At 44.7% G+C, this 21,325-nt stretch carries 18 protein-coding genes; 13 read left to right on the top strand and 5 right to left on the bottom strand.

From position 1 onward, the window contains the following. The first annotated feature begins 1 nt into the window (after window position 1). Window positions 2–1,228: a PepSY-associated TM helix domain-containing protein gene (locus KYS23_RS04590; protein ID WP_218418146.1), complete on the top strand. Its 1,227-nt coding sequence runs from the start codon at window positions 2–4 to the stop codon at window positions 1,226–1,228. A gap of 48 nt (window positions 1,229–1,276) precedes the next feature. Here the strand turns inward: KYS23_RS04590 and KYS23_RS04595 are convergent, their stop codons facing one another. Together KYS23_RS04595 and KYS23_RS04600 are read right to left on the bottom strand one after the other, a co-directional pair. Beyond that, window positions 1,277–2,656, bottom strand: a complete 1,380-nt coding sequence (locus KYS23_RS04595; protein ID WP_159528118.1) for a sensor histidine kinase — start codon at window positions 2,654–2,656, stop codon at window positions 1,277–1,279. Then, window positions 2,653–3,342, bottom strand: a complete 690-nt coding sequence (locus KYS23_RS04600; RefSeq protein ID WP_218395730.1) for a response regulator transcription factor — start codon at window positions 3,340–3,342, stop codon at window positions 2,653–2,655. The genes KYS23_RS04595 and KYS23_RS04600 overlap by 4 nt, the downstream gene beginning before the upstream one ends. A 168-nt stretch (window positions 3,343–3,510) precedes the next feature. On the opposite strand from KYS23_RS04600, the gene KYS23_RS04605 reads away from it, so the two are divergent. From KYS23_RS04605 to KYS23_RS04650, 10 genes are all read left to right on the top strand, one after another. Beyond that, on the top strand, window positions 3,511–4,248 hold the full coding sequence (locus tag KYS23_RS04605; protein ID WP_159528122.1) for an META domain-containing protein: 738 nt from the start codon (window positions 3,511–3,513) through the stop codon (window positions 4,246–4,248). Window positions 4,249–4,526: 278 nt separating this feature from the next. Further along, entirely contained in the window at window positions 4,527–5,714 is a 1,188-nt protein-coding gene (locus KYS23_RS20800; protein ID WP_220100254.1) for a methyl-accepting chemotaxis protein, read from the top strand. 60 nt (window positions 5,715–5,774) lie between these two features. Continuing rightward, on the top strand, window positions 5,775–6,140 hold the full coding sequence (locus KYS23_RS04615; protein ID WP_159528124.1) for a response regulator: 366 nt from the start codon (window positions 5,775–5,777) through the stop codon (window positions 6,138–6,140). Between the two features lie 36 nt (window positions 6,141–6,176). Continuing rightward, the gene (locus KYS23_RS04620; protein WP_218418147.1) at window positions 6,177–8,297 is read left to right on the top strand and encodes a chemotaxis protein CheW; all 2,121 of its coding nucleotides are present in this window, start codon (window positions 6,177–6,179) and stop codon (window positions 8,295–8,297) included. Next, the gene (locus KYS23_RS04625; RefSeq protein ID WP_126872400.1) at window positions 8,294–8,797 is read left to right on the top strand and encodes a chemotaxis protein CheW; all 504 of its coding nucleotides are present in this window, start codon (window positions 8,294–8,296) and stop codon (window positions 8,795–8,797) included. Before KYS23_RS04620 ends, KYS23_RS04625 begins: the two co-directional genes overlap by 4 nt. A 51-nt stretch (window positions 8,798–8,848) precedes the next feature. Then, a complete protein-coding gene (locus tag KYS23_RS04630; protein WP_218418148.1) occupies window positions 8,849–11,389 on the top strand; it encodes a methyl-accepting chemotaxis protein in 2,541 nt (846 codons plus the stop codon). A gap of 3 nt (window positions 11,390–11,392) precedes the next feature. Then, window positions 11,393–12,223, top strand: a complete 831-nt coding sequence (locus KYS23_RS04635) for a CheR family methyltransferase (protein WP_218395721.1) — start codon at window positions 11,393–11,395, stop codon at window positions 12,221–12,223. A gap of 14 nt (window positions 12,224–12,237) precedes the next feature. Beyond that, window positions 12,238–12,870, top strand: coding sequence for a chemoreceptor glutamine deamidase CheD (gene cheD, locus KYS23_RS04640; protein WP_159528133.1), 633 nt, complete (start codon window positions 12,238–12,240; stop codon window positions 12,868–12,870). Next, window positions 12,842–13,888, top strand: a complete 1,047-nt coding sequence (locus tag KYS23_RS04645; RefSeq protein ID WP_159528135.1) for a protein-glutamate methylesterase/protein-glutamine glutaminase — start codon at window positions 12,842–12,844, stop codon at window positions 13,886–13,888. Before cheD ends, KYS23_RS04645 begins: the two co-directional genes overlap by 29 nt. A gap of 411 nt (window positions 13,889–14,299) precedes the next feature. Then, window positions 14,300–14,578 carry a hypothetical protein gene (locus tag KYS23_RS04650; RefSeq protein WP_159528137.1) on the top strand — a complete coding sequence of 93 codons (279 nt, stop codon included), beginning with the start codon at window positions 14,300–14,302 and terminating at the stop codon, window positions 14,576–14,578. A gap of 31 nt (window positions 14,579–14,609) precedes the next feature. Here the strand turns inward: KYS23_RS04650 and KYS23_RS04655 are convergent, their stop codons facing one another. The 3 genes from KYS23_RS04655 to KYS23_RS04665 form a co-directional block, all read right to left on the bottom strand. Continuing rightward, the gene (locus KYS23_RS04655) at window positions 14,610–15,290 is read right to left on the bottom strand and encodes a haloacid dehalogenase type II (RefSeq protein ID WP_218418149.1); all 681 of its coding nucleotides are present in this window, start codon (window positions 15,288–15,290) and stop codon (window positions 14,610–14,612) included. 17 nt (window positions 15,291–15,307) lie between these two features. After that, window positions 15,308–16,192: a protease HtpX gene (htpX, locus tag KYS23_RS04660; protein ID WP_218418150.1), complete on the bottom strand. Its 885-nt coding sequence runs from the start codon at window positions 16,190–16,192 to the stop codon at window positions 15,308–15,310. A gap of 189 nt (window positions 16,193–16,381) precedes the next feature. After that, window positions 16,382–18,640, bottom strand: coding sequence for a TonB-dependent receptor (locus KYS23_RS04665; protein ID WP_159528143.1), 2,259 nt, complete (start codon window positions 18,638–18,640; stop codon window positions 16,382–16,384). A 311-nt stretch (window positions 18,641–18,951) separates the two neighbouring features. Here KYS23_RS04665 and KYS23_RS04670 point away from each other — a divergent pair, with 311 nt between their 5' ends. Both KYS23_RS04670 and KYS23_RS04675 read left to right on the top strand, forming a co-directional pair. Continuing rightward, entirely contained in the window at window positions 18,952–19,974 is a 1,023-nt protein-coding gene (locus KYS23_RS04670; RefSeq protein WP_218418151.1) for a LacI family DNA-binding transcriptional regulator, read from the top strand. A gap of 111 nt (window positions 19,975–20,085) precedes the next feature. Continuing rightward, window positions 20,086–21,324 carry an MFS transporter gene (locus KYS23_RS04675; protein ID WP_201299234.1) on the top strand — a complete coding sequence of 413 codons (1,239 nt, stop codon included), beginning with the start codon at window positions 20,086–20,088 and terminating at the stop codon, window positions 21,322–21,324. Window position 21,325 lies beyond the last annotated feature (1 nt).

The raw sequence follows: 21,325 nt of genomic DNA on the forward strand, positions 1-21,325 counted from the left end.
AATGGTAGCTAAAACGATAAAAAAGTGGGTCTTTTGGGCCCATCTTATTGCCGGCTTAATTGCCGGCATATTTGTTTTGTGTATGTCCTTTACGGGTGTATTACTGACTTATGAACGGCAAATCGTAGAGTTCAGTGAAAGGCTGCACGATGTAGATCCTGAAAACACAAATACGACACCTACCAAACAAAAAAACGCGCTCATTAGCACTGACGTCAGCACTGGCACCAGTCCTCGCACCAGTAGTCGCATCAGCACCGATGAAGTGGTGTCGATACTGCAAACGCTTAAACCTAATGATCCACATATTTATGTTCGCTGGGTAAACCGCGAAGGCGCGGCTATTCCGGCATGGGCTGGGCGGCACAGCTTTTTACTACACCCTTATACCGGCGAAATTCTTCGTGAAGGCGAGGGCATGGTGGAGGAGTTTTTCCATGTGGTCACCGACTTTCATCGTTATTTATCCCTTGCGGGCGACTATCGTGCGGTGGGTAAAAACATCACAGCGTATGCCAACTTAATATTCCTCTTTCTAATCGTAAGTGGCCTATATTTATGGTTGCCTAAGCGTTTAAACCTAAGGGCCTTAAAACAGCAGTTTTTATTACCCAAAACCTACCGAAATTCTTATCACCGAAATCGGCAGTGGCACTTCGTCTTCGGTATCTGGTGTTTAATACCGTTGTTTGTTATCGCGTTAACTGCCACTATTTTTCATTTCGATTGGGCTAATAAAGCCATATACGGTGCGTTCGGTGAAAGTGTACCTGCCCGCGAGCAGCATGAGGAAATTACCAGTTTATCGGCTGATGAAGTGCCTTATGAAACCTTGTTTAAGTCAGCCCAGCAACATGCTAATGCCAATGAGTACGAAGATTGGTATTCAATGTGGATGGAAATAGGTGAAGATATTCATGAAGCCCGTTTCTTCATTGATAAAAGCATAGGGCATAGGCAAGAACTCGCATATTCGCTGTTTTTCGATACCCGAACAGGCAAAGTAACCAAGGTGCTAAGAAAGCAAGATTGGTCTCTTGGTGGCCAAGCTTGGGGCACGGCGCGTTTTCTACATACCGGTGAATACTTTGGGGTTATCGGTCAAACCGTGGCAGGGCTGGTGTCATTGCTTGCTTGTGTGCTGGTGTATACCGGCATTGTGTTGGCGTGGCGCAGATTAGTCAGCGAGCCCAAACGGTTGCGCCAAAACGCTGAATTAACAGTTTAAGGATAGGCCGATATACGGGTACTTGTGAACATTCGCGGGCTGTAACGGTTATGAGGCTGGTAATTCAATTTGAATTTTTAGCCCGCTGCGCTGGCTGGCGACGTCAGTATAATTTTGAGCTTTAATGGTGCCGCCCACGGCTTCAATTTGCCGGTGGGCTAACGCCAAACCTAAACCAAAACCAGTGCTTTGCGACGTATCTATTCGTTCGCCTTTGGATACTCTGGCTTTATCTACTCGAAAGAACGGCTTAAAGATATCTCCAAGCATATGTTCAGGCACACCGGGGCCATTGTCTTTTACACAGAGTTGGTAGCCCTTATCGGAGCTTGTGAGCAGCACTTCTACTTCCGACGTCTCAGGCGTATGGCGTAATGCGTTTCGAATTATATTTTCTATCGCTTGGCCTAGCGCGATTTGGCTGCTTTGGGTAAGCGGCGCTTTTTCAGGTAGCCGACTAATGAGGTTTTTGTCGGGGTATTCAAAGCGGGCGTCTTCGCAAATAACGTGTATTAATTCAACCAAATCGAAGTCTTCAGCATTGAGCTGTGGAGACTCGGTATTTAACCAAGCGAGGGTAAGCGTATCTTCCACCAAGCTGCGCATGGTAGAGGCTTCGTAGCGAAGTCGCTCTATTGCTTGTTGTGGATTAATTTGCTGCTCTACAAAATCAACCGCCATATCTATACGTGTTAAAGGCGTACGTAACTCATGAGAGAGGTCGGCGAGCAACTGGCGTTGATTATAAATAAGTTTGCTGGTTCTATCGGCCATCTTATCGAACGTAACCGCTAGGCGAGTAAGTTCGTCGTTACGGTCAAGCAAAGAGGCATTCGTTCTTACATCGTGATGGCCGTCACTGAAGGCTTTGGTGACGTTTTCTAGCTTACGCAAAGGTGACATCACGTGGCGGTATAACACCAAACTCAATACGCACAGCAATATTAACGGCAATGCAATTTGCAGGAGGGCATTGGCATACAACAACATAGCACCTGGGCGCATACGCTGAGGTAGTTCAATTAACAGGTGGGTGTCGGCGTCGGCAAAAGGGATCTCCATCACGGGGTTTTGCTGAAAATATAAATGTATTTTCCACTCCACACTTCTTCCATATTGAAAGCGGTCGAAAAAGGGTTTGTAGATAGTTGAGCCAGCCAGTGGCGTAATATCTGAACTGACCACGCCTGCCCAAGTACGCTCTTTTTCTTGAAGCATCTTAAGCCAAACCGACAGGGCATCTTCGCCTTCATTATTCCAAATTTCATCGGCTTCTTTTCCGTAATCCAACAATTGCTGCTGATGTTCATCAGCAATAAAGCTCATGCTAGATTCGGTGTGATTAGTTAGCCAGTCTATGGCCCAGAAAAGTAGAACCGTCCCTACGCCAATAACGGTACACATTCGCCAGAAAAGGGTGTATTTCACGAGAAGCGATAGCCTTTGCCATGCAAGGTAGAGAGCCTTTCTGGCGGCATACCTGCTTCTACTAATTTTTTACGTACGCGACTAATATGCATGTCTAAACTTCTATCATAACGGCTGAATGGCCTGTTAAGTACGCTTTGGTATAAGAAGGCTTTGGTCATGACTTCATGGTGGTTTTCAAGTAGTACCCACAGTAATTTAAACTGAATTGGGGTGAGTTCTACAGCGCTCTCAGAATAGCGAACATCTTGCTTAATTCGGTTAAGTTTGAGCTCATCAATGATAAACTGTGAGGTTTGTTTCGGTGGGGTGGTGTCTCGCTGGCTCCGACGTAGCAAAGCCTCTATCCTAAGCATCATTTCTGTGAAGTTAAAGGGCTTGGGTAAATAGTCATCTGCGCCTTTTCTATAGCCTTCAATGCGCTCTTGTTCAGCGCCGCTGGCGGTAATCATCATTACCGGAGTATGCTTAACTTTTCGAATTTGATTCAAAACTGCCAAGCCATTGAGCGAAGGCAATAAGATATCGAGTAAAATGAGATCGAAACTTTCCTGCAGCGCTGCCAACAAGCCTTTCTGGCCATCTAAGCACTGCGTGGTGGTAAACCCTTTTTGTTTTAGCAACCTAGCCACCTGATCACTAAGGGTTATATCATCTTCTATTATTAAAATGCGAGCGGCAGACATAATATGTACCAAGGTTGTGAGTCTATATGCTATTGATAATTGTTCTTATTTGCAAGTTGATTGACGTATCACTTTCAAACTTTGCGCATTTTTGCTACTTTCAGCCCACATTCCGCAACATAGTACACCCGTTATTTTATCTTCAATTTAAAACGGCAAGGATTAGTAATGGCCTCTCATTTTTATAATTCACTTTTTATCGTATTGAGTCTGCTTTTTATCATCACTGGTTGTAGTCATAACGCTAGTCACACCTCCTCAGACGCGGCCTCAGTGAGCAAAGAAGAATCTGCAACTACCCTAACTGGTACCTGGCAGGTGGAAAGCATCGACAAGGGCGGCATTATCGATAGCAGTATGCTGACTGTCGAGCTGGTAACAAAAAATAGAATTTCCGGTTTTACTGGTTGTAATCAATTTTCGGGCATACTTAATGTAAAAGCGGGTGGATTAGCAGAAGGTGAGTTCTCAACGTCTAAATTGGTAACGACTCGCCGCGCTTGTGTAGGTGCCATGTCAGCTCAAGAAAAGCGCTTCGTGAAAGCGTTAGAAACGGCAAGCCGTTATGAAATTCAAAAGGGCACGTGGTTGGTAATATACGATAACGACGGTAAGCAAAGACTTAAGTTAATTAGCATGTCCGCACAAGAAACGGCGAAGAATGAAAAAATGGACGCCGCTACCACAGGAACGCATCAGTTTAATTGTGCGACAGCTGGAAACATCGAGGTGCGCTTTTTGGGCCCAGAAACAATAAAGCTATCTGAAAATGGTAATATTCATATATTGCAGCGCGCCCGTTCAGCCTCAGGTGCACGTTACATCGGTATGAATACAGAATTTTGGAACAAAGGGAATTCAGCCGTTCTTAGCCTTCAAAATCAATCTTACTCCTGCAATAAGTAATTGAACTATGCCATTTGAGTTTATATTTACACTTCACCACCTTTTATAGGTTTTTTTGCACATATAGCAGTTTTTCGCATCTCGTTACTTGCCAACTTTCCAAATTGAGTACTACGCTTAGTCCATATTGTAACCAACAATGACTAACGCGTTGCCTATTTACTCTTCATCAAAATAAAGAGTAAGTACCTTTATGACATTGAACACACGTCATGCATATTTCACTCGGTTAAGCGTTGAGTGATGAAGGAGTAGTGGCAGGGTATAAGGAGATCCTTTTGCATTCAAACGTGGAAAGTTCATCTACACACTCACAAAGTAGCGCTAACCTCTATGTAGTTGGCGTAGCGGCAGGGCTGTTGGCGTCTTGGGCTCTGTTCTTTTTAGGCTTAGCGCTTTTTGGCTTTATTCTGCTAACGGCAGTACTAATAGGCTTTGTTGCTTATGTATCAAGTAAAACAGCGTCAGGTGATACCAAATCCTCTATCGAAGAAACACATTCCAGCACGGCTTATGTTGAAGATAATATTGCATTAGCAGGGGGAGAAATTGCCCATTCATTATCAATATGTGAGGGAAATCTGGCCTCTATTAAAACAACCCAAGATGATGCGGTTGTTACCCTTAGTCAAGCATTTACCAGTTTAAAAGACTTAGTAGCAGCGCAGGTTAATTGTATTGATGCCTTGCTCAGCGTCGATGCTTCAAACAATACCGCTTACTCAGATAAAATGCGCAATTTTGCTCAAGATACCGATAGCACCCTTGTGAGTTTTATCGATTCCACTGAAAAAATGTCGTCTTCAACGCAGCATTTAATGGGCCAAGTACAAACCATTCAACAAGCGATGCCTACGGTTATCGATGCCCTTAGTGGAATAGACGATATTTCAGCCCAAACCAATTTGTTAGCTTTAAATGCAGCTATTGAAGCGGCGCGAGCCGGTGAAGCGGGAAGAGGCTTTGCCGTGGTGGCCGATGAAGTGAGGGCTCTGTCTACCCGCTCGACCCAGTTTAGTGATGTTATTAAGAAGCAGGTAGAAAATATTAAAGGCTTGGTTGATAAGCTCACCGAAACCGCCGAATTCGTTGCTTCTCAAGACATTTCCCACGTGGTTGAAGCTAAAGATCATATCAGTAAAGAACTAAAAGATATTATTCGCAAAGCAGAATCAGACCAGGTTACTACCAAGCAACTAGAGGGTATTGGGCAACAACTAGATGATGCAATCAATAACGCGATAAGAGGCATGCAGTTTGGCGATATAAATGGCCAGCACATTGATTACACGAAAGATATTGTAAAATTTATTATCGAGCGACTCCAACAACTAGAGCCTGATAATTTGGAAGCGTTTGCGTCTGAATTGAAGGCTTACCAACAAGCGCTTGCCCAACGAGGAAAAACCGACCACAACCCAGTTTCTGCAACATCCATGCAGTCGGGAGAGGTAGAGTTATTCTAGGGTACAAAGGATTTTTACATCAAAAAGTTATTACTTTTAAGCTGTTAGGGAATAGAAAGTATGAGCAAGCATATTTTAGTAGTCGACGATTCTATATCAATTCGTCAAATGGTCGAGATGACCTTAAAAGGGGCTGGATATACAGTTACCACCGCACAAGATGGTCAAGAAGCACTGGATAAATGTAAATCTCAGCAATTTGGATTTGTATTGACCGACCAAAACATGCCCCGCATGGACGGTTTAACACTCATCAAAAACTTGCGTAGCTTAAACGGTTTCAATCGCACGCCTATTGTTATGCTGACCACTGAAGCGGGCCCAGAGATGAAAGCGAAGGGGAAAGCAGCGGGTGCCACGGGTTGGATGGTGAAACCTTTCGATCCTAATAAGTTATTAGATGTGACAAAGCGCGTTTTGGGCTAATCCTTTTCACATTTTACCTGTCTGGAAGGATTCAGAATGAGCATCGATATTGAGCAATTTCATGGCGTGTTCTTTGACGAGAGCGATGAGCATCTCGACGACATGGAACAACTGCTAATTAGCCTTGATGTAGACTCGCCTGACTCGGAAGAACTCAACAGTATTTTCCGCGCAGCCCATTCTATTAAAGGGGGAAGTGGCATTTTTGGCTTCAACGCCTTAATGAACCTTACTCATGTAATGGAAAACTTGTTAGATAAGGCCCGCAATCAAGAGCTATCTGTTACCACCAATATCGTTAACCTATTGCTTGAAACCCTAGATGTATTGAAAGCGACGTTAGCGGCCTATCGCAATCAAGTAGATGTGCCAGAACAGGCTATTGCAGTTAGTATTACCAAACTAGAAAAGGCGCTAACAGAAACCCAAGAAACAACAGCACCCGATACCAATATTGAGACTTCCAACCATCAGAATGTCGATAGCGGTAACGGCTTCGACAATGGCAACGATAGTACACATAGCGACAACGGCGACGCCTTTGGCTTTTTTGATGATGAGCCAGACACGCACATAGGTACCAGCCAGCAGAGCGCGAACACCGACAGCGAATTGTCGACACAAACTGATGATGGTTTTGGGTTCTTTGATGATACGCCCAGCGAAACAACGGCTAGCGTGGAAGACGACGGCTTCGGCTTTTTCGATGAACCAGAAGTACCCGTAATTAAGTCACTAGCCAGTGACGATAGCTTTGGTTTTTTCGACACTGCAGATATCCCCCCACCAAACGTAAAAGCGAATGAGTTCGTGAGCACACAGTCGGCTGCGTCACCTGTGCAGAGCTCGCCGGTTCCAACTAATGCCATACAGAGCTCTGTCGCACCAGATACTGCTGCAAATAAATCCACCTCGCCACCGCCCAGTATTTCAAAGTCGCCAGCCAGACCCGCTAGAAAAACCGGTGGACGAGACAGTGCCTCTATTCGAGTAGATACCGGTAAAATAGATGCCATGGTCAACCTCGTTGGTGAACTTGTTATTACCCAGTCTATGTTGTCCCTGATTGGGCAGGAAGTGGATGGGCAGGTAGGCGAGCGTTTGCAAGTAGCGATAGACGAGTTACAGCGCAACACTCGTGAAATTCAAGAGTCGGTAATGTCGGTCAGAATGTTACCGCTGACAGCTACATTCAATCGCTTTCCTAGGCTAGTTCGTGATTTGGCTGGCAAGCTAGACAAAAAAGTAGATTTAGTCTTACAGGGCGCTCACACAGAAATTGATAAAAGCCTGATTGAAAAGCTTGTCGACCCGTTAACGCATCTGGTTAGAAACAGTATCGATCATGGTATTGAGTTGCCCGAAAAGCGACGTGCCGCCGGTAAGTCAGAAATGGGCACCGTGATATTAGGCGCTGAGCAAAAAGGCGGCAGTATTATTATCAGTATTATCGATGATGGCGGCGGGCTGAACCGTGCGCGTATTTTAGATAAAGCACGCACAAATGGATTAGCCGTTAACGATGACATACCAGACAGCGAAGTATGGCAGCTTATCTTTCAAGCCGGTTTTTCAACTGCCGAAGCGGTAACCGATGTGTCTGGCCGTGGTGTGGGTATGGATGTGGTACGGCGGAATATTGAAGCCATTGGTGGGCGTATTGAAATAGAGTCTTCATTAGGAGAGGGCTCGGGCTTTTTCATACATTTACCGCTCACCCTCGCTATTGTTGATGGCATGTGCGTGTCGGTGGGAAGTCAGATTTTTGTAATACCGTTGCTCAACATTGTGGAGTCTTTTCAACCCACAGCCAGTCAACTTAAAACCTTGGGCAACGATACGGTACTTTATATACGCGACCAATACTGGCCCCTCGTCCCTCTTCACGACTATATGGATGTAGAAAACGCCAACCGTAAACCCACCGAAGCCATTGTTGTATTACTTGAAAGCAGTAAGAAGCGCTTCGGAGTACTTGTAGATGCCTTAGTTGGTCAGCAACAAGTGGTAATAAAAAGTTTAGAAGATCACTACCGAAAAGTAGCCGGAATTGCAGGCGCTACCATCATGGGCGACGGAAAAGTTGCACTCATTATTGATGCCGACTCTATCGCAACTACTTATACCTCAAGTCAAATAGAGGACATGCTCGCATGAGTGATACCGCATTACATCAGGCTGTTATCGGGGGCGATGACAAGGAATATCTAAGCTTTGTGCTTGCCGATGAGCACTACGCTTTAGATATCAAAACCGTGAAAGAAATTCGTGGCTATGAGCAAGTCACTAAAATTGCAAATGCGCCAGCGTTTATCAAAGGGGTAATCAATTTGCGAGGGGACATTGTACCTATTGTAGATTTACGCCTTAAATTCAACGTTGGCGAAGCCACTTATACCGAATTTACCATCGTGATTATGCTCAATATACAAGATCGCATTGTGGGCATTGTGGTAGATGGCGTATCGGATGTTATTCGGTTAATGGAAGACCAAATTCTAGCTCCGCCTGAATTTGGTGTGGCTTTTGACAGCCGGTACTTGCATGGGTTAGCAGATGTAGATGGTCAGATGGTTATTCTGGTGAATATTGAAAGCCTTATCACCAGCGAAGAAATGGGCTTAGTTGCTCCCCAAAGCGTTAACGAAGACGCGTAACAACTAAGACGGTAACGGTAAAAAATTTCGCAAATTTAGGATGAACTGGTTATGGGCGTGTTTAACTTTCTCAACAATGATGAGCTTAAAGCTGCACAGCACGAGGCGCAGCTAAAAACGCAAATTCTCGATGCAAGCACCGCAAGCATTATGGTAATTGATGGCGCGGGTAATATTGTATATCACAACCCCGCTTTTTTAGCGTTGGCGCAACAATACCCTGATGATTTTACGGTATCCTCTCACGGTGGCCATGCTGCTTTGAAGGGGCAGAATTTGTCGACGACCGTAAAGGGAAATACCCAACTTCTGAATGACATTTTGCAGTGCCGTGAAGCAAGCCTATATGCACAATTGGCCCAGACCGCATTTACTCTTAATATTACCGCGCTTAACGCGTCAAGCTCAGATCCAGCGCAGTATGTTGTGCAATGGAGCGATAACGAACAGGAAGATCAGCGCGAGGGTATGGTTAATGCCATTAACCGAAGCCAAGCGGTTATTCTTTTTTCTCCCGACGGCAATATTGTTAAAGCAAATGAAAACTTTCTATCTGCCATGGGGTATTCAGAAAGCGAAATTAAAGGTAAGCATCACAGCCTGTTTGTCACTCGTGAATACGCCAGTAGCCAAGAATATAAAGATTTTTGGTCAGTATTGCGAAGCGGTGAAGCACACAGCGGTGAGTTTTGCCGAGTAAATAACAAGGGCGAAGACGTTTGGATCCAAGCTTCTTATAACCCTATTTTTGATCACAATGGCGAGGTTATCGCTATTGTAAAATTTGCTATTGATATTACCGCTGAGAAAAAGCAAAACGCCGATTATGAAGGGCAAATTAACGCGATTAGTAAGTCTCAAGCCGTTATTGAATTCGACTTACAAGGCAATATTCTAACCGCGAATAATAACTTTCTTAGTGTGATGGGGTATTCCTTAGAGGAAATCAAAGGAAAGCATCACAGTACGTTCGTGGAAAAAGAGGTAAAACTTAGCCCTGAATACGCTGCATTCTGGAAAGATTTGCAAGCAGGTAATTATCGAACAGGTGAATTTAAAAGGTTAGGCAAAGGGGGCAGTGAAATTTGGATCCAAGCTTCTTATAACCCTATTTTAGACAGCAACGGGCAACCTTTTAAGGTTGTGAAATTCGCCACTGATATTACCGCAGAAAAAGCTAAGAACGCTTACTTCGAAGGGCAACTAACCGCTATTAGTAAATCTCAAGCGGTTATCGAATTTGATTTAGACGGCGTGATTTTAGATGCCAACAGTAATTTCTTATCGGCACTTGGTTACATCCTAGATGAAGTGAAAGGAAAGCATCACAGCATATTCGTAGAGGCTGCTTACAAAAATAGCCCAGAATACGCGGCGTTTTGGGAACAACTACGCAAGGGGGTTTACGCCAGTGGCGAATACAAGCGTATTAGCAAATTAGGCAATGCGGTTTATATTCAGGCCTCTTATAACCCCATATTAGACCAAAACGGCAAACCGTTTAGGGTAGTGAAGTACGCCACCGATATTACGGGGCGCACGGTTGCGGTAGACAGCATTAAAACCGTGATGTCTAAGCTTACCGAAGGCGATTTATTGCATAACATTGAAGAGCCGCTAGATGGCGACTTTAAAGTACTTGGCGAGTCAATCAATCAATTCGTGGATGAACTACGCGACACCATCATCAAAATTCACGATGCGGTGGAAACTATTGATACTGCTTCTAATGAAATTGCGACAGGAAATGCCGACCTATCAAGTCGAACCGAGCAGCAAGCGTCTAGCCTAGAAGAAACGGCATCGGCCATGGAAGAGCTCACAGGTACGGTAAAACTGAATGCGGAAAATGCTGACCAAGCGAAAGGCTTGGCCAGTCAGGCTTCTGATGTGGCATCAGAAGGCGGAAAGGTAATTGAAAAAGTGGTTCACACCATGGGGGAAATCAACGATTCGGCCCAGCGCATATCTGACATTATTGGTGTTATTGACGGCATTGCATTTCAAACCAACATATTAGCTCTAAACGCCGCAGTAGAAGCGGCGCGAGCTGGCGAGCAAGGCCGTGGGTTTGCAGTAGTAGCATCGGAAGTACGCACATTAGCCCAACGCTCGGCTGAAGCGGCTAAAGATATTAAAGGGCTTATTTCAACCTCGGTAGAGAAGATTACTAACGGCAATGTGTTGGTGAATAAGTCTGGTGAAACCATGGCGGATATTGTGACGGCAATTAAGCGGGTGAACGATATTATGTCAGAAATTGCCGCGGCAAGCTCCGAGCAAGCCACCGGTATTCAAGAGGTAAACAACGCTGTTGTGCAAATGGATGAAATGACACAACAAAATGCAGCACTTGTAGAAGAAGCGGCAGCCGCCGCAGACAGTATGAGGCAGCAGTCTGGGCAATTAGCACAGCGGGTAGCTGTATTTAAAGTGGGGCAACAGAGCTTTAGTTCTGCCTCTACGTCATCGAATAGCATGGCATCGTTTCCTACATCTTCTCCAAGAGCGATATCAGGGCCTGGGCCTTCTAAGCCAAGAGTATCGTTAAACCCAATGTCGCCGGATGAAGCAGAATGGGAGGCCTTTTAGTGTATGACGGAGTTACACGAAGTAGTGGCGCAAAGGGAATTTGCCTACAGTCGGCGAGACTTCGATAGAGTTAGGCGCTTACTGTTTGAGCGTGCCGGTATTCGGCTAGCCGACTCTAAAGATGCCATGGTGTATAGCCGCTTAGCGCGGCGCTTGCGCATATTAAAATTAACCCGTTTCAATGACTACTTGGAAATGGTGGCCCACAACCACCAAGAACAAGAGCATTTTGTTAATGCGCTGACGACTAATTTAACCTCCTTCTTCAGAGAGCCTCATCATTTTGAAGCGCTTTCAACGTACTTAAAGCAGCATCCCAACACAAAACGCATTTGGTGTTCGGCCAGTAGTACGGGGGAAGAGCCTTATTCCATCGCAATGACAGTGGCCTCGGTCTTTGGCACCTTTACCCCTCCAGTGTCTATTGTTGCCACTGATATTGATAGCAGAGTGTTGCAAAAGGCGGCGTCAGGGGTTTACAGCGCTAGCGGCATTGAACAATTACCTGCTGACTATCGACAACAGTTTTTCTATAAGGGAAAGGGCACGCAGCTAGGAAAAGTGCGTGTGGCCGATGAACTGAGGCGTATGGTGCAGTTTGAAACCCTAAACCTGATGTCGCCCACATGGGAGATTGAAAGCCCAATAGATATTATTTTTTGTCGAAACGTCATGATCTACTTCGATCGAGACACTCAGCGCAAAATTCTATCCCGAATGGTTACGTTAATGACACCTGAGGGAATGTATGTAGCCGGTCATTCTGAAAATTTCACTATGTACCCCGAGTTGGTGCGGCCTATGGGTAAAACTATTTATCGGCCAGTAAATTAAAAGGGGTTAGCAGTATGAGCCAAGATGAACAACCTATCAGTTACTTCGATAACCGATTTCGAAAAGAAGCCGTTAAATTATTACCCGGGCAATACGTTGCTACCGCTTCAAATAAGGTGTTGGTTACAATTTTAGGTTCCTGTGTTGCCGCGTGTATTTACGACCCAGAAAAGAAAATTGGTGGCATGAATCATTTCATGTTGCCTGAATTGAATTTAGCCAGTGAGCTAGACAGCAATCTTGCATCTAAATACGGTGTGCATGCAATGGATATGCTTATTGATAAGCTCATTACACTAGGGGCACGAAAAGAAAAGCTAGTGGCCAAGGCCTTTGGCGGTGGCAAAGTGCTCGCTGGGTTTGTGCAACAAGATATTGGAAGAATTAACGCTGAGTTTGTTGTTAACTATTTAACTAGGGAAAACATACCTCTATTAAATAGCGACTTAATGTCAGACTACGCCCGCAAAATATACTTTTTACCCGATGAAGGTAATGTTTATATGAAGCGAATTAGAAACTTTAATAATACCAGCTTGTATGAGCGTGAATCTAACCACCGAGTGCTGCTATCTCAGCAAGCCAATCCCGATGATTTCTCGCTAACGGAGCCTGACAATGCCCATCAAAGTTCTCGTGGTAGATGACTCTGCACTTATCAGGCAGTTGTTATCTGAAATTATTAACAATGAAGCTGACATGCTTTTGGTTGGGGCGGCACCCGATGCGTTTGTAGCAAAGAAAATGGTACAAGAGTTTAAGCCTAATGTGATCACTCTAGATATTGAAATGCCTAAAGTGGATGGCTTACGTTTTTTAGAGGTCATGATGAAAGCATGCCCCACACCGGTAGTTATGGTGTCTACGTTAACGGAAAAGGGGGCGGATGCTACGCTTCGCTCGTTAGAGTTGGGGGCGGTAGATTTTGTTCCAAAACCTAAGTTAGGTGTGGTGCAAGGTATGGAAGAGTATCGGGCAGTAATAACGGAAAAAATTAGAATGGCGGCGCATTCCACACTGAGTGCGCCTACACAGTCGCGGGCGTCACAACATGCGGCCATGCGTTACACTGGCAGTGAAAAGGTAATAGGAATTGGGGCTTCTACTGGCGGCACTGAAGCGATTAAAGATGTACTCATGCATTTCCCTAGAAACGCGCCTGCCACTGTTATTACCCAGCACATGCCGCCGGGTTTTACGACAACCTACGCCCGCAGATTAAATAGCTTATGTGAAGTGGAGGTTAGTGAAGCAAAAGGCGGAGAGCGTTTATTACCTGGACATGCCTATTTAGCGCCGGGTGATAAGCACCTCGTTGTTGAGCGCAGCGGCGCAGATTATCGAATTGCCTTGTCTGATGGCCCAAGAGAGTCGGGGCACAAGCCTTCAGTAGACGTGCTTTTTAATTCATTAGCGGTTAATGCAGGGGCAAATGCTGTTGGTGTGTTGCTAACCGGTATGGGACGGGATGGTGCAAACGGATTACGGCAAATGAGACAGCAAGGAGCCACTACGTTTTGCCAAGATGAAAAAAGCTGTGTTGTATTTGGCATGCCCAAAGTGGCGATAGAATTAAATGCGGCTAGCCATGTTACGCCGCTAGCTTCGCTAGCAGATGCTATACTCGATACATTAGAGTCGATTGGCGTGGGTACTCGGCTTTAATTGGTTTTTGTTTAATCTATGTTGCCGCTAAGTTTGCACTTAGCTTGTTAGCTGATTTAATTGATGTTTTAATGAAGCGGATCTGTTGTCACGATTACATTGCTGTTACAGAAAGCTGTTACTGTAACCTCAACTACGGAATGGTTATCGTGAATGCTTACAATAGGCCGATAACAATATAAGAAACATTAGCAACGCCCCTAAAAAATCATGAGAAATACGAATACATGATGGGGAAATAAAAGGCATGGGTCGTTACGGTATACCTGAATTTATTATCATTAGGTATAATTCCTAACACCTAAAAATAAGATCATAATTGCTATAGTTTCAAAACAAATCAAGGCATCACATAGCCTTCTCTACCGAAAACAAATGAGCTTGAACGATATCAGGCCGTTGGGGACATGTATGAAACAGCAAGCGCTAATCGCATCTATCGCAATGGTATTATCATCCGCAGCATTTTCTTCTGCAGCCTTGGCAAATGGCGGGTTTCAACCAACCGCTAAAGCATGCGTGAATGTGGGTAAAGAAATTTCACGAGTGAGTGGTGAAATGGATGCAGCTAAATCGGGTATTCAAAAGTCTTGGTTAAAGCGACAGTTGGGCGCGCTAGAAACTAAGCGTTCAAACTGTTCATCAAAAGGGTTTAAAGGCAGACAATTAGTTGCTAAAACTGATAACTAAAGCCTGCTACACTTTATATATCAAGGGTGTTCTATGCACCCTTTTTCATTGCTTGCTCAAGCTCAGTTAAACTTTCCACAATCAAGTCGGGTGTAAGTCCTAACGGATACATTATCTTGCCAGGTCTGCTCACAAACGTGGTTTGCATACCAATAGCCTTCGCACCACTGACATCCCACCCATGTGCGGCTACCATCATGGCTCCTTTGGGCTCAACGCCAACTTCTTTACATGCCCAGCGGTATACTTCGGGGTAAGGCTTATACGTTTTTATTTGTTCCGTGCTGAGTACATGCGAAAAGCATTCACTAATACCTGCAAATTCCAGCTGCGCTTTTAGCCCTTCAATAGAGGAGTTGGATAGCGCCACTAAGGGTACATTTAACGATTGCAGCTTTGAAAGTGTTGGCTTTACATCATCATGCGCAGGAAGCTTGGTAATGTGGCTTTTTATGGCGTTAAGGGCTTCATCTTCAGAAACCGTAAAACCTTTACTATGCGCCACCATCACCAAAGCAGCTGCTCCAATGTTGATAAAATCATGAAACTGGTTAGAAGCTATATCGACAAGGGAGTGATGTAAAAGGTTGGCAAACCACAAATCGACTAAGTCTTCATTGCCACCGAGTAATGGCGCTAAACCATGCTTCATTTCTGCCATATCAAGCAAGGTTTCGTTAATGTCGAAAAAAATCGCTTTAGGTGCTGTCATGCTAGTAACTCCCTTTATTATTGCGCTTTCGCGCGACGTCTAAGCACATCTATACGCTTATCTAAGGGCGGGTGGCTCATAAATAATTCTGAAAATGCTGACTTACCCGAAATGCCAAAGGCCATCATGGTGCCATCTAACTGACTTTCACTGTTTGATTTTAAGCGCGTTAACGCCGCTATCATTTTTTGTCTGCCCACTAATTTGGCTGAACCTGCATCGGCCCGGTACTCACGTTGACGGGAAAACCACATCACAATAATGCTAGCCAAAATACCAAACAGCATTTCTAGTACAAACACAATGCCATAGTAAGCAAAGCCGCCTAATGCACTGCTTCCGTTATTACTGCCACGAGCAGCATTAGAAATAGCGCCTGCAATTACGCGCGCTAAAAAGATAACGAAGGTATTCACAACCCCTTGAATTAATGTAAGGGTAACCATGTCGCCATTGGCAATGTGAGATATTTCATGAGCAAGCACCGCTTCCGCTTCATCTTCGCTCATACCATTTAATAAGCCACTGCTTACAGCAACTAAGGCATTGTTCTTATTCATGCCGGTCGCAAAGGCGTTTATTTCAGGTGAGTCGTAAATAGCCACCTCTGGCATGCCAATACCCGCTTTTTTAGCTTGGGCAGATACCATATTAATTAACCAGTGTTCAGTGGGGGTGGTGGGGTTATCAATCACTTGGGCTCCCGTACTTCGTTTGGCAATCCATTTCGACATGGCTAATGAAATAAGCGCACCGCCAAAACCAAAAACCGCAGAGAAAACTAATAGCCCAGTCATACTGCGGTTTTCAATACCAAAAGTAGCAAACACAATATTCAGCACAATACCTAGCACTAACACCACGGCTAAGTTGGTAACAAGGAACAAGAAAACCCGTTTCATATAATGTCTCTATCTTGAGGTAAAAGGCTAAGGTAAAATTTACGATAAAAGCTATGGCAAAAAGCCCAGTAAAAGAACCAGTACAATAGTTATATTATGGTGGCGAAATATTGCGCTTCAAAGAGGGGACAATAAAAAAGCCGATGATAAATATCATCGGCTTTGGTTAAGTAGCTTATATCCTGTTAATTAAAAGAACAGGTAAGACACACTCAGTTTCATACTTCTTGGCATGATATAGCGCCCGTTAGGTGAATCAGGGTTTCTAGGATCGCCTTCGGTTATACCTTGTTCGTCTGTTAGGTTGTCGATAGACAATTGAACACGGAGGGCATCGGTAGGCTCAAGTGTCATGCCCACATCAACTTTTTCATACCCTTCTAAGACTACCGTGTTTTCGTTGTCACCAAAGCGATCGTCTACGGCTGAAAAAGTACCGTAAACTGTGGCATACATGTCACCCACATCGAAACCATAGCTTGGGGTCATACGTACTTGCCAGCCAGGCTGACGCTGCGCTTCATTACCTTCATTGGTAGCACTTGCTGTAATTTCGGTTTCTTGAAACGTTGCATTTAAACTAAGTGAAAAACCAGAATCGTGGCTGTACTTTCCGTCAAACTCAATACCGTAAGCTTCATTCGTTAAAATTTCAGCCGGTGCACCTGGACGACGTACAAAAGTATCGCCTTGCACTTCGTTGGCAAACGCAGTGGCAAAAAATTGAATGTCGTCATTCATGAATTTATAGCCAAGCTCGCCCTGAGTAACTTCTTTAATTAAGTCATTACCGCCAGTATAAGCGCCCCAGTTATCACGAAAGTCATCAAAATAAGGCATTTTGTAGCCACGGTTCATACGTACGAACACACCGCTAAAATCATTAAGTGCGTAGTTAGCGCCTAATGTCCAAGATGTCTTGTTTTCGTCATACTCTAATGCTTTGGTTATTACGCCATCTAGACCCTCATCTACTGAGTAGCTTACTTCATGGTTTTCACGACGTAGCCCTAAATCGATGCTTAAATCTTCAGTGGCATACCATGTGCTTGTGGCATACAGTGCGAATGTGCTGGCATCGCCTACCGAGTTTATATCGTAGCCCCAACCACAGCCTTCTTCGCTGCTATTGCAAGCTATGCCGTCTAGCATTTCGCCACCAGGCACTAATACATAGTAGGCTTGGTTTCCAATGCTCCACCAGTCTTCTGCTTTAGTGGTCGCGCTATAAATACCAAAAGAGGTATCGAAGTTGTCCCACGATTTAGATACGGCCAAGTCGTTAGTGAATGACTCAACGTCTTTCAGTACAACCCAACGGCCAATTTGTTGAATAGGGGTATCGGCATCGTAGGTGTTTCCGGTTACTGCACCCGTCGCGCTTTCGCCGTTATCAGCTACATCGGCAACAGTAACAGCAGAGCCATCTGGCACTAAACCAAAGGTGTTAGCTTCGCCTTTAGTCAGGTTAAAACGGTCAACCAAATGCCAGCCGCCACCTAGCTCAAGCTTTAAGCTACCCCCGCTCACATGACCATCCCAGCCGCGACCGTCGCCAAAGTCGAAAGACTCAGCGGTATTATCTGGGCCATAGTTTATAGTGGCTTGACGATTCAACGGGCCTATTTGGGTGTAGTTTGCATCAATGCCTTCTACATTCAACGGCGTAGGTAAATACCATGTACCATGATCGTCAGTTTGACGGGTATAAAGGTTTAACTCACCTTTATCAAAAATTTTGGTTAGGTTAACAGTGAATTGGTTGCCCTCTTCAGAGCTAAACCCAGCATCGCGAATACCATCAGAGCTTTTTACGTAACCGCCTACCATGTAGTAAAGGTCGTCGGCTAGTGCACCGCTAAGTACAAGATCAACGCGATTCAAACCATAATCAGATACCGTATATTTTACGCTGGCTTCAGAATCTTCACCGCCGCGTTTTAAGCGAAAGTTGGTGGTTAAACCGGGCTGCCCGTTACTCACTACCGGGTTAGGACCACCCCGTAAGCCTTCTACCATTTCAATAGTGTCGTCTATTCTAAACATCTGAGAGTTTTCTAGGAACGACAATGTTGAAGCGGGGTAGATAGGTGAACCTTCTAACGCAATGGTAAGGAAAGGTGCATCACCGCCACCTGGAAATCCTCGAACAAATACGTTTGCACCCGACTCGCCGCCAGAGCTTTCTACCCAAACCCCTGGAATGGCCTTAAATAAGTCAGCAGTAGATTTAGGGGCAAATTTTTCAATGTCGCTGGCATCAATATTGGTGACAGCAAAGCTTGCATCTATTTTTCTTATTCCTGCGCCGCCTGGCGTTCCACTCACTACAATAACTTCAGTATTTTCTGCGGTAGCCTGTTTTGTTTCTTCTTGTGCAAAGGCCGTTTGGGTTAACGCTAAAGAAATTGCAGTGGCTAGCATTCCTTTTGTGAACAACGTTTTCATGGTGTGTGCTCCTGAAAATAATTTTTGGGCGTTGTTAACCGAATGCGTGAAACAGGTTAAAAAAATGTCACTCGCTTCGGGAATGAGCAACAAAATAGATCTCTTTGCAAACGATTGCAAGAGTAAAGTACAATCGATTGCAAAAAATTTGTTTAAGCGTGTTAACATTTGTTGGCATGCAAGTTTGATGATGATGTTTGGTATGGCTAAACAATTAACTTGAGATACAGGAACTTAGGATGCCTTGCGTTGAGCATAGGCTTTTCAGGTATTTCTCGGTATAGTTTGAAAAAAAGAGAGAGCTAAATAATTTGAGTTCAGAAACAAAATTAACGTTAGCAAAGCTAGCAAAGTTAGCAGGGGTTTCTACCTCTACAGCTTCAAGAGCGTTAAAAGACAATCCGCTGATAAAGCAGGAAACGCGACGTAAAGTGCAGACTTTGGCAAAGGAGCACAATTACAGTGTTAATGCGGCTGCTAGCAGGCTACGTACGCAAAAAACGCATGTTATCGCGGTAATTTTAAACTTAATTGATCATACCGAGCAAAGCACCACCGATCCTTTCTTGCTGAAGTTGGTGGGGGAGTTAAACCAAGCGCTTAACGCTAAAGGCTACGAGTTGCTGCTATCGAATTCCTTCATGGCATCTGACGATTGGGCTAACTACTTTATTCACAGCCAGCGCGCCGATGGAATGATTGTAATTGGGCAGGGAAAGTCGACTAAGAAAATTGACCGCGCCGCAGAAGCTGGTGTACCCCTTGTAGTATGGGGCGATCCAAAAAGCGAAGCTAACTATCCTATTGTTGGCGGAGACAATTACCAAGGTGGGTTCGATGCTACTACTCACTTGCTGCAAAAAGGCGCTAAACGCGTATTGTTCTTAGGTGATGCAGAGCATGCCGAGATGCAAGAGCGTTATAAGGGCTATTTACAAGCGCATCAGAATGCCAATATTTCAGTAAGTAGCGACTGTACCTGCACTATCGATATAACCTCAAAAGCGGCATACGAGTATATAAATCAGAGGGTGAAAGCGAATGGCTTAGATTTCGACGGCATTGTGTGTTCAAGCGACATGGTGGCGCTTGGTGCACTTAAAGCGTTGAAAGAGCGCTACGTGGGTATTCCAAGCGATGTAGGTATTGTTGGTTACGACGATATTTCGCTAGCTGAACTTATGCATCCGGCTTTAACAACCATTCGCCAAAACACCCAGCAAGCCGCGTCAGCCATGGTAGATCAATTGCTTCGTCAGTTTGAAGGCCAAGAAACAGCTAGTTACGTGGTAGATACCCAACTGGTGGTTCGCCGTTCCAGTAAACACGATTAATGTACGTAAAAATGATTAGGGAAGAGAAAATAAAAGGTTAATGCAAACGTTTGCATTTTTGTTTTTATCCGTCTACACTCCGGCTTAATTTAGTTAACAGAGTGTTTACACATGTCCAGATTGTTGATTATCGCTGCAATAGCCGTTAGCTATTATGTGTTTGCCATACTGCTAAACAGTGTGGGCACGGTTATTTTACAATCGATAAACAGTTTCGACGTGTCGAAACCAGAAGCCAGCACCCTAGAAGGGTTTAAAGACTTATCCATCGCGCTAGTATCCTTTCTTGTCGCTAGCTTTATTCCTCGTATCGGCTATAAAATTTCTATGCTATTTGGCCTAATTCTGGTGGCCACGCTATGTGCTATTACGCCTAGTATTGGCAGCTTCTGGGTTATAAAACTCTTGTTCGCAGGTATAGGCACAGCCTTTGCGTTAGTGAAAGTGTCGGTATACGCCATTATTGGGCAACTCTCTTCCAGCACCAAAGCACATAGCTCGTTGATGAATACCGTTGAAGGTATTTTCATGTTGGGTGTACTGTCTGGTTATTGGGTATTTGCAGCCTTTATTGATCCCACCAACGAAGCGTCTCTTTCATGGCTGAACGTGTATTACCTTATTGCCGCTCTAGTTGCCGTAACGATTTTATTGGTGCTAGCCGCGCCGATTCAAAAACCAGAAGTAAACAGGGAAACTGGGGTAGGCAGTGCGTTTATCGACATGCTTAAGCTAGCCTATAAACCCTTAGTGCTCATCTTTATTCTTTCGGTGTTCCTCTACGTTCTAATTGAGCAGGGGATAGGGTCTTGGTTGCCGACTTTTAACCGAGAAGTACTGGGTTTACCTACCCAAGTGAGTATTCAAATTACCAGTATTTTCGCCGTAGCGCTTGCCGTTGGCCGCTTATTGGCTGGGGTAGTGCTAGCAAGAGTGAGTTGGTATCCCTTCATGAATGCCTGCCTAGTAGGTATGGCCGCCGTCATGTTATTGAGTTTGCCTTTAGCCGAAAAGGTAGACGAGAACCTCGTTGCTAGCTGGGTAGACGCGCCAATAGCGGCGTACTTAATCCCGCTTATTGGGTTAATGATGGCACCTATTTACCCTGTTATTAATTCTGTGATGTTAAGTGCGTTGCCCAAGGTGCAACACGCCCCTATGACAGGCCTAATAGTGGTGTTCTCCGCGCTTGGCGGAACTACAGGTTCTATTATTACCGGCTATGTATTTGAAGCAATGGGCGGGCAACAAGCCTTTTACTTATCGCTTATTCCCATAGGTGCACTACTTGTCACTCTGTTCTTTTTTAAACGAGCAACCTCTTCAATAGTGTTAAAGGATACCGCGTAAC

This window comes from Alteromonas lipotrueae (assembly GCF_019249255.1).
Classification (GTDB): Bacteria; Pseudomonadota; Gammaproteobacteria; order Enterobacterales; family Alteromonadaceae; genus Alteromonas; species Alteromonas lipotrueae.

Coding starts and splice junctions, on each gene's coding strand:
- htpX (WP_218418150.1), bottom strand. CDS start 16,192: ATGAAACGGGTTTTCTTGTTCCTTGTTACCAACTTAGCCGTGGTGTTA.
- KYS23_RS04630 (WP_218418148.1), top strand. CDS start 8,849: ATGGGCGTGTTTAACTTTCTCAACAATGATGAGCTTAAAGCTGCACAG.
- KYS23_RS04655 (WP_218418149.1), bottom strand. CDS start 15,290: ATGACAGCACCTAAAGCGATTTTTTTCGACATTAACGAAACCTTGCTT.
- KYS23_RS04635 (WP_218395721.1), top strand. CDS start 11,393: ATGACGGAGTTACACGAAGTAGTGGCGCAAAGGGAATTTGCCTACAGT.
- KYS23_RS04675 (WP_201299234.1), top strand. CDS start 20,086: ATGTCCAGATTGTTGATTATCGCTGCAATAGCCGTTAGCTATTATGTG.
- KYS23_RS04615 (WP_159528124.1), top strand. CDS start 5,775: ATGAGCAAGCATATTTTAGTAGTCGACGATTCTATATCAATTCGTCAA.
- KYS23_RS04590 (WP_218418146.1), top strand. CDS start 2: ATGGTAGCTAAAACGATAAAAAAGTGGGTCTTTTGGGCCCATCTTATT.
- KYS23_RS04620 (WP_218418147.1), top strand. CDS start 6,177: ATGAGCATCGATATTGAGCAATTTCATGGCGTGTTCTTTGACGAGAGC.
- KYS23_RS04625 (WP_126872400.1), top strand. CDS start 8,294: ATGAGTGATACCGCATTACATCAGGCTGTTATCGGGGGCGATGACAAG.
- KYS23_RS04650 (WP_159528137.1), top strand. CDS start 14,300: ATGAAACAGCAAGCGCTAATCGCATCTATCGCAATGGTATTATCATCC.
- KYS23_RS04665 (WP_159528143.1), bottom strand. CDS start 18,640: ATGAAAACGTTGTTCACAAAAGGAATGCTAGCCACTGCAATTTCTTTA.
- KYS23_RS04645 (WP_159528135.1), top strand. CDS start 12,842: ATGCCCATCAAAGTTCTCGTGGTAGATGACTCTGCACTTATCAGGCAG.
- KYS23_RS04605 (WP_159528122.1), top strand. CDS start 3,511: ATGGCCTCTCATTTTTATAATTCACTTTTTATCGTATTGAGTCTGCTT.
- KYS23_RS04600 (WP_218395730.1), bottom strand. CDS start 3,342: ATGTCTGCCGCTCGCATTTTAATAATAGAAGATGATATAACCCTTAGT.
- cheD (WP_159528133.1), top strand. CDS start 12,238: ATGAGCCAAGATGAACAACCTATCAGTTACTTCGATAACCGATTTCGA.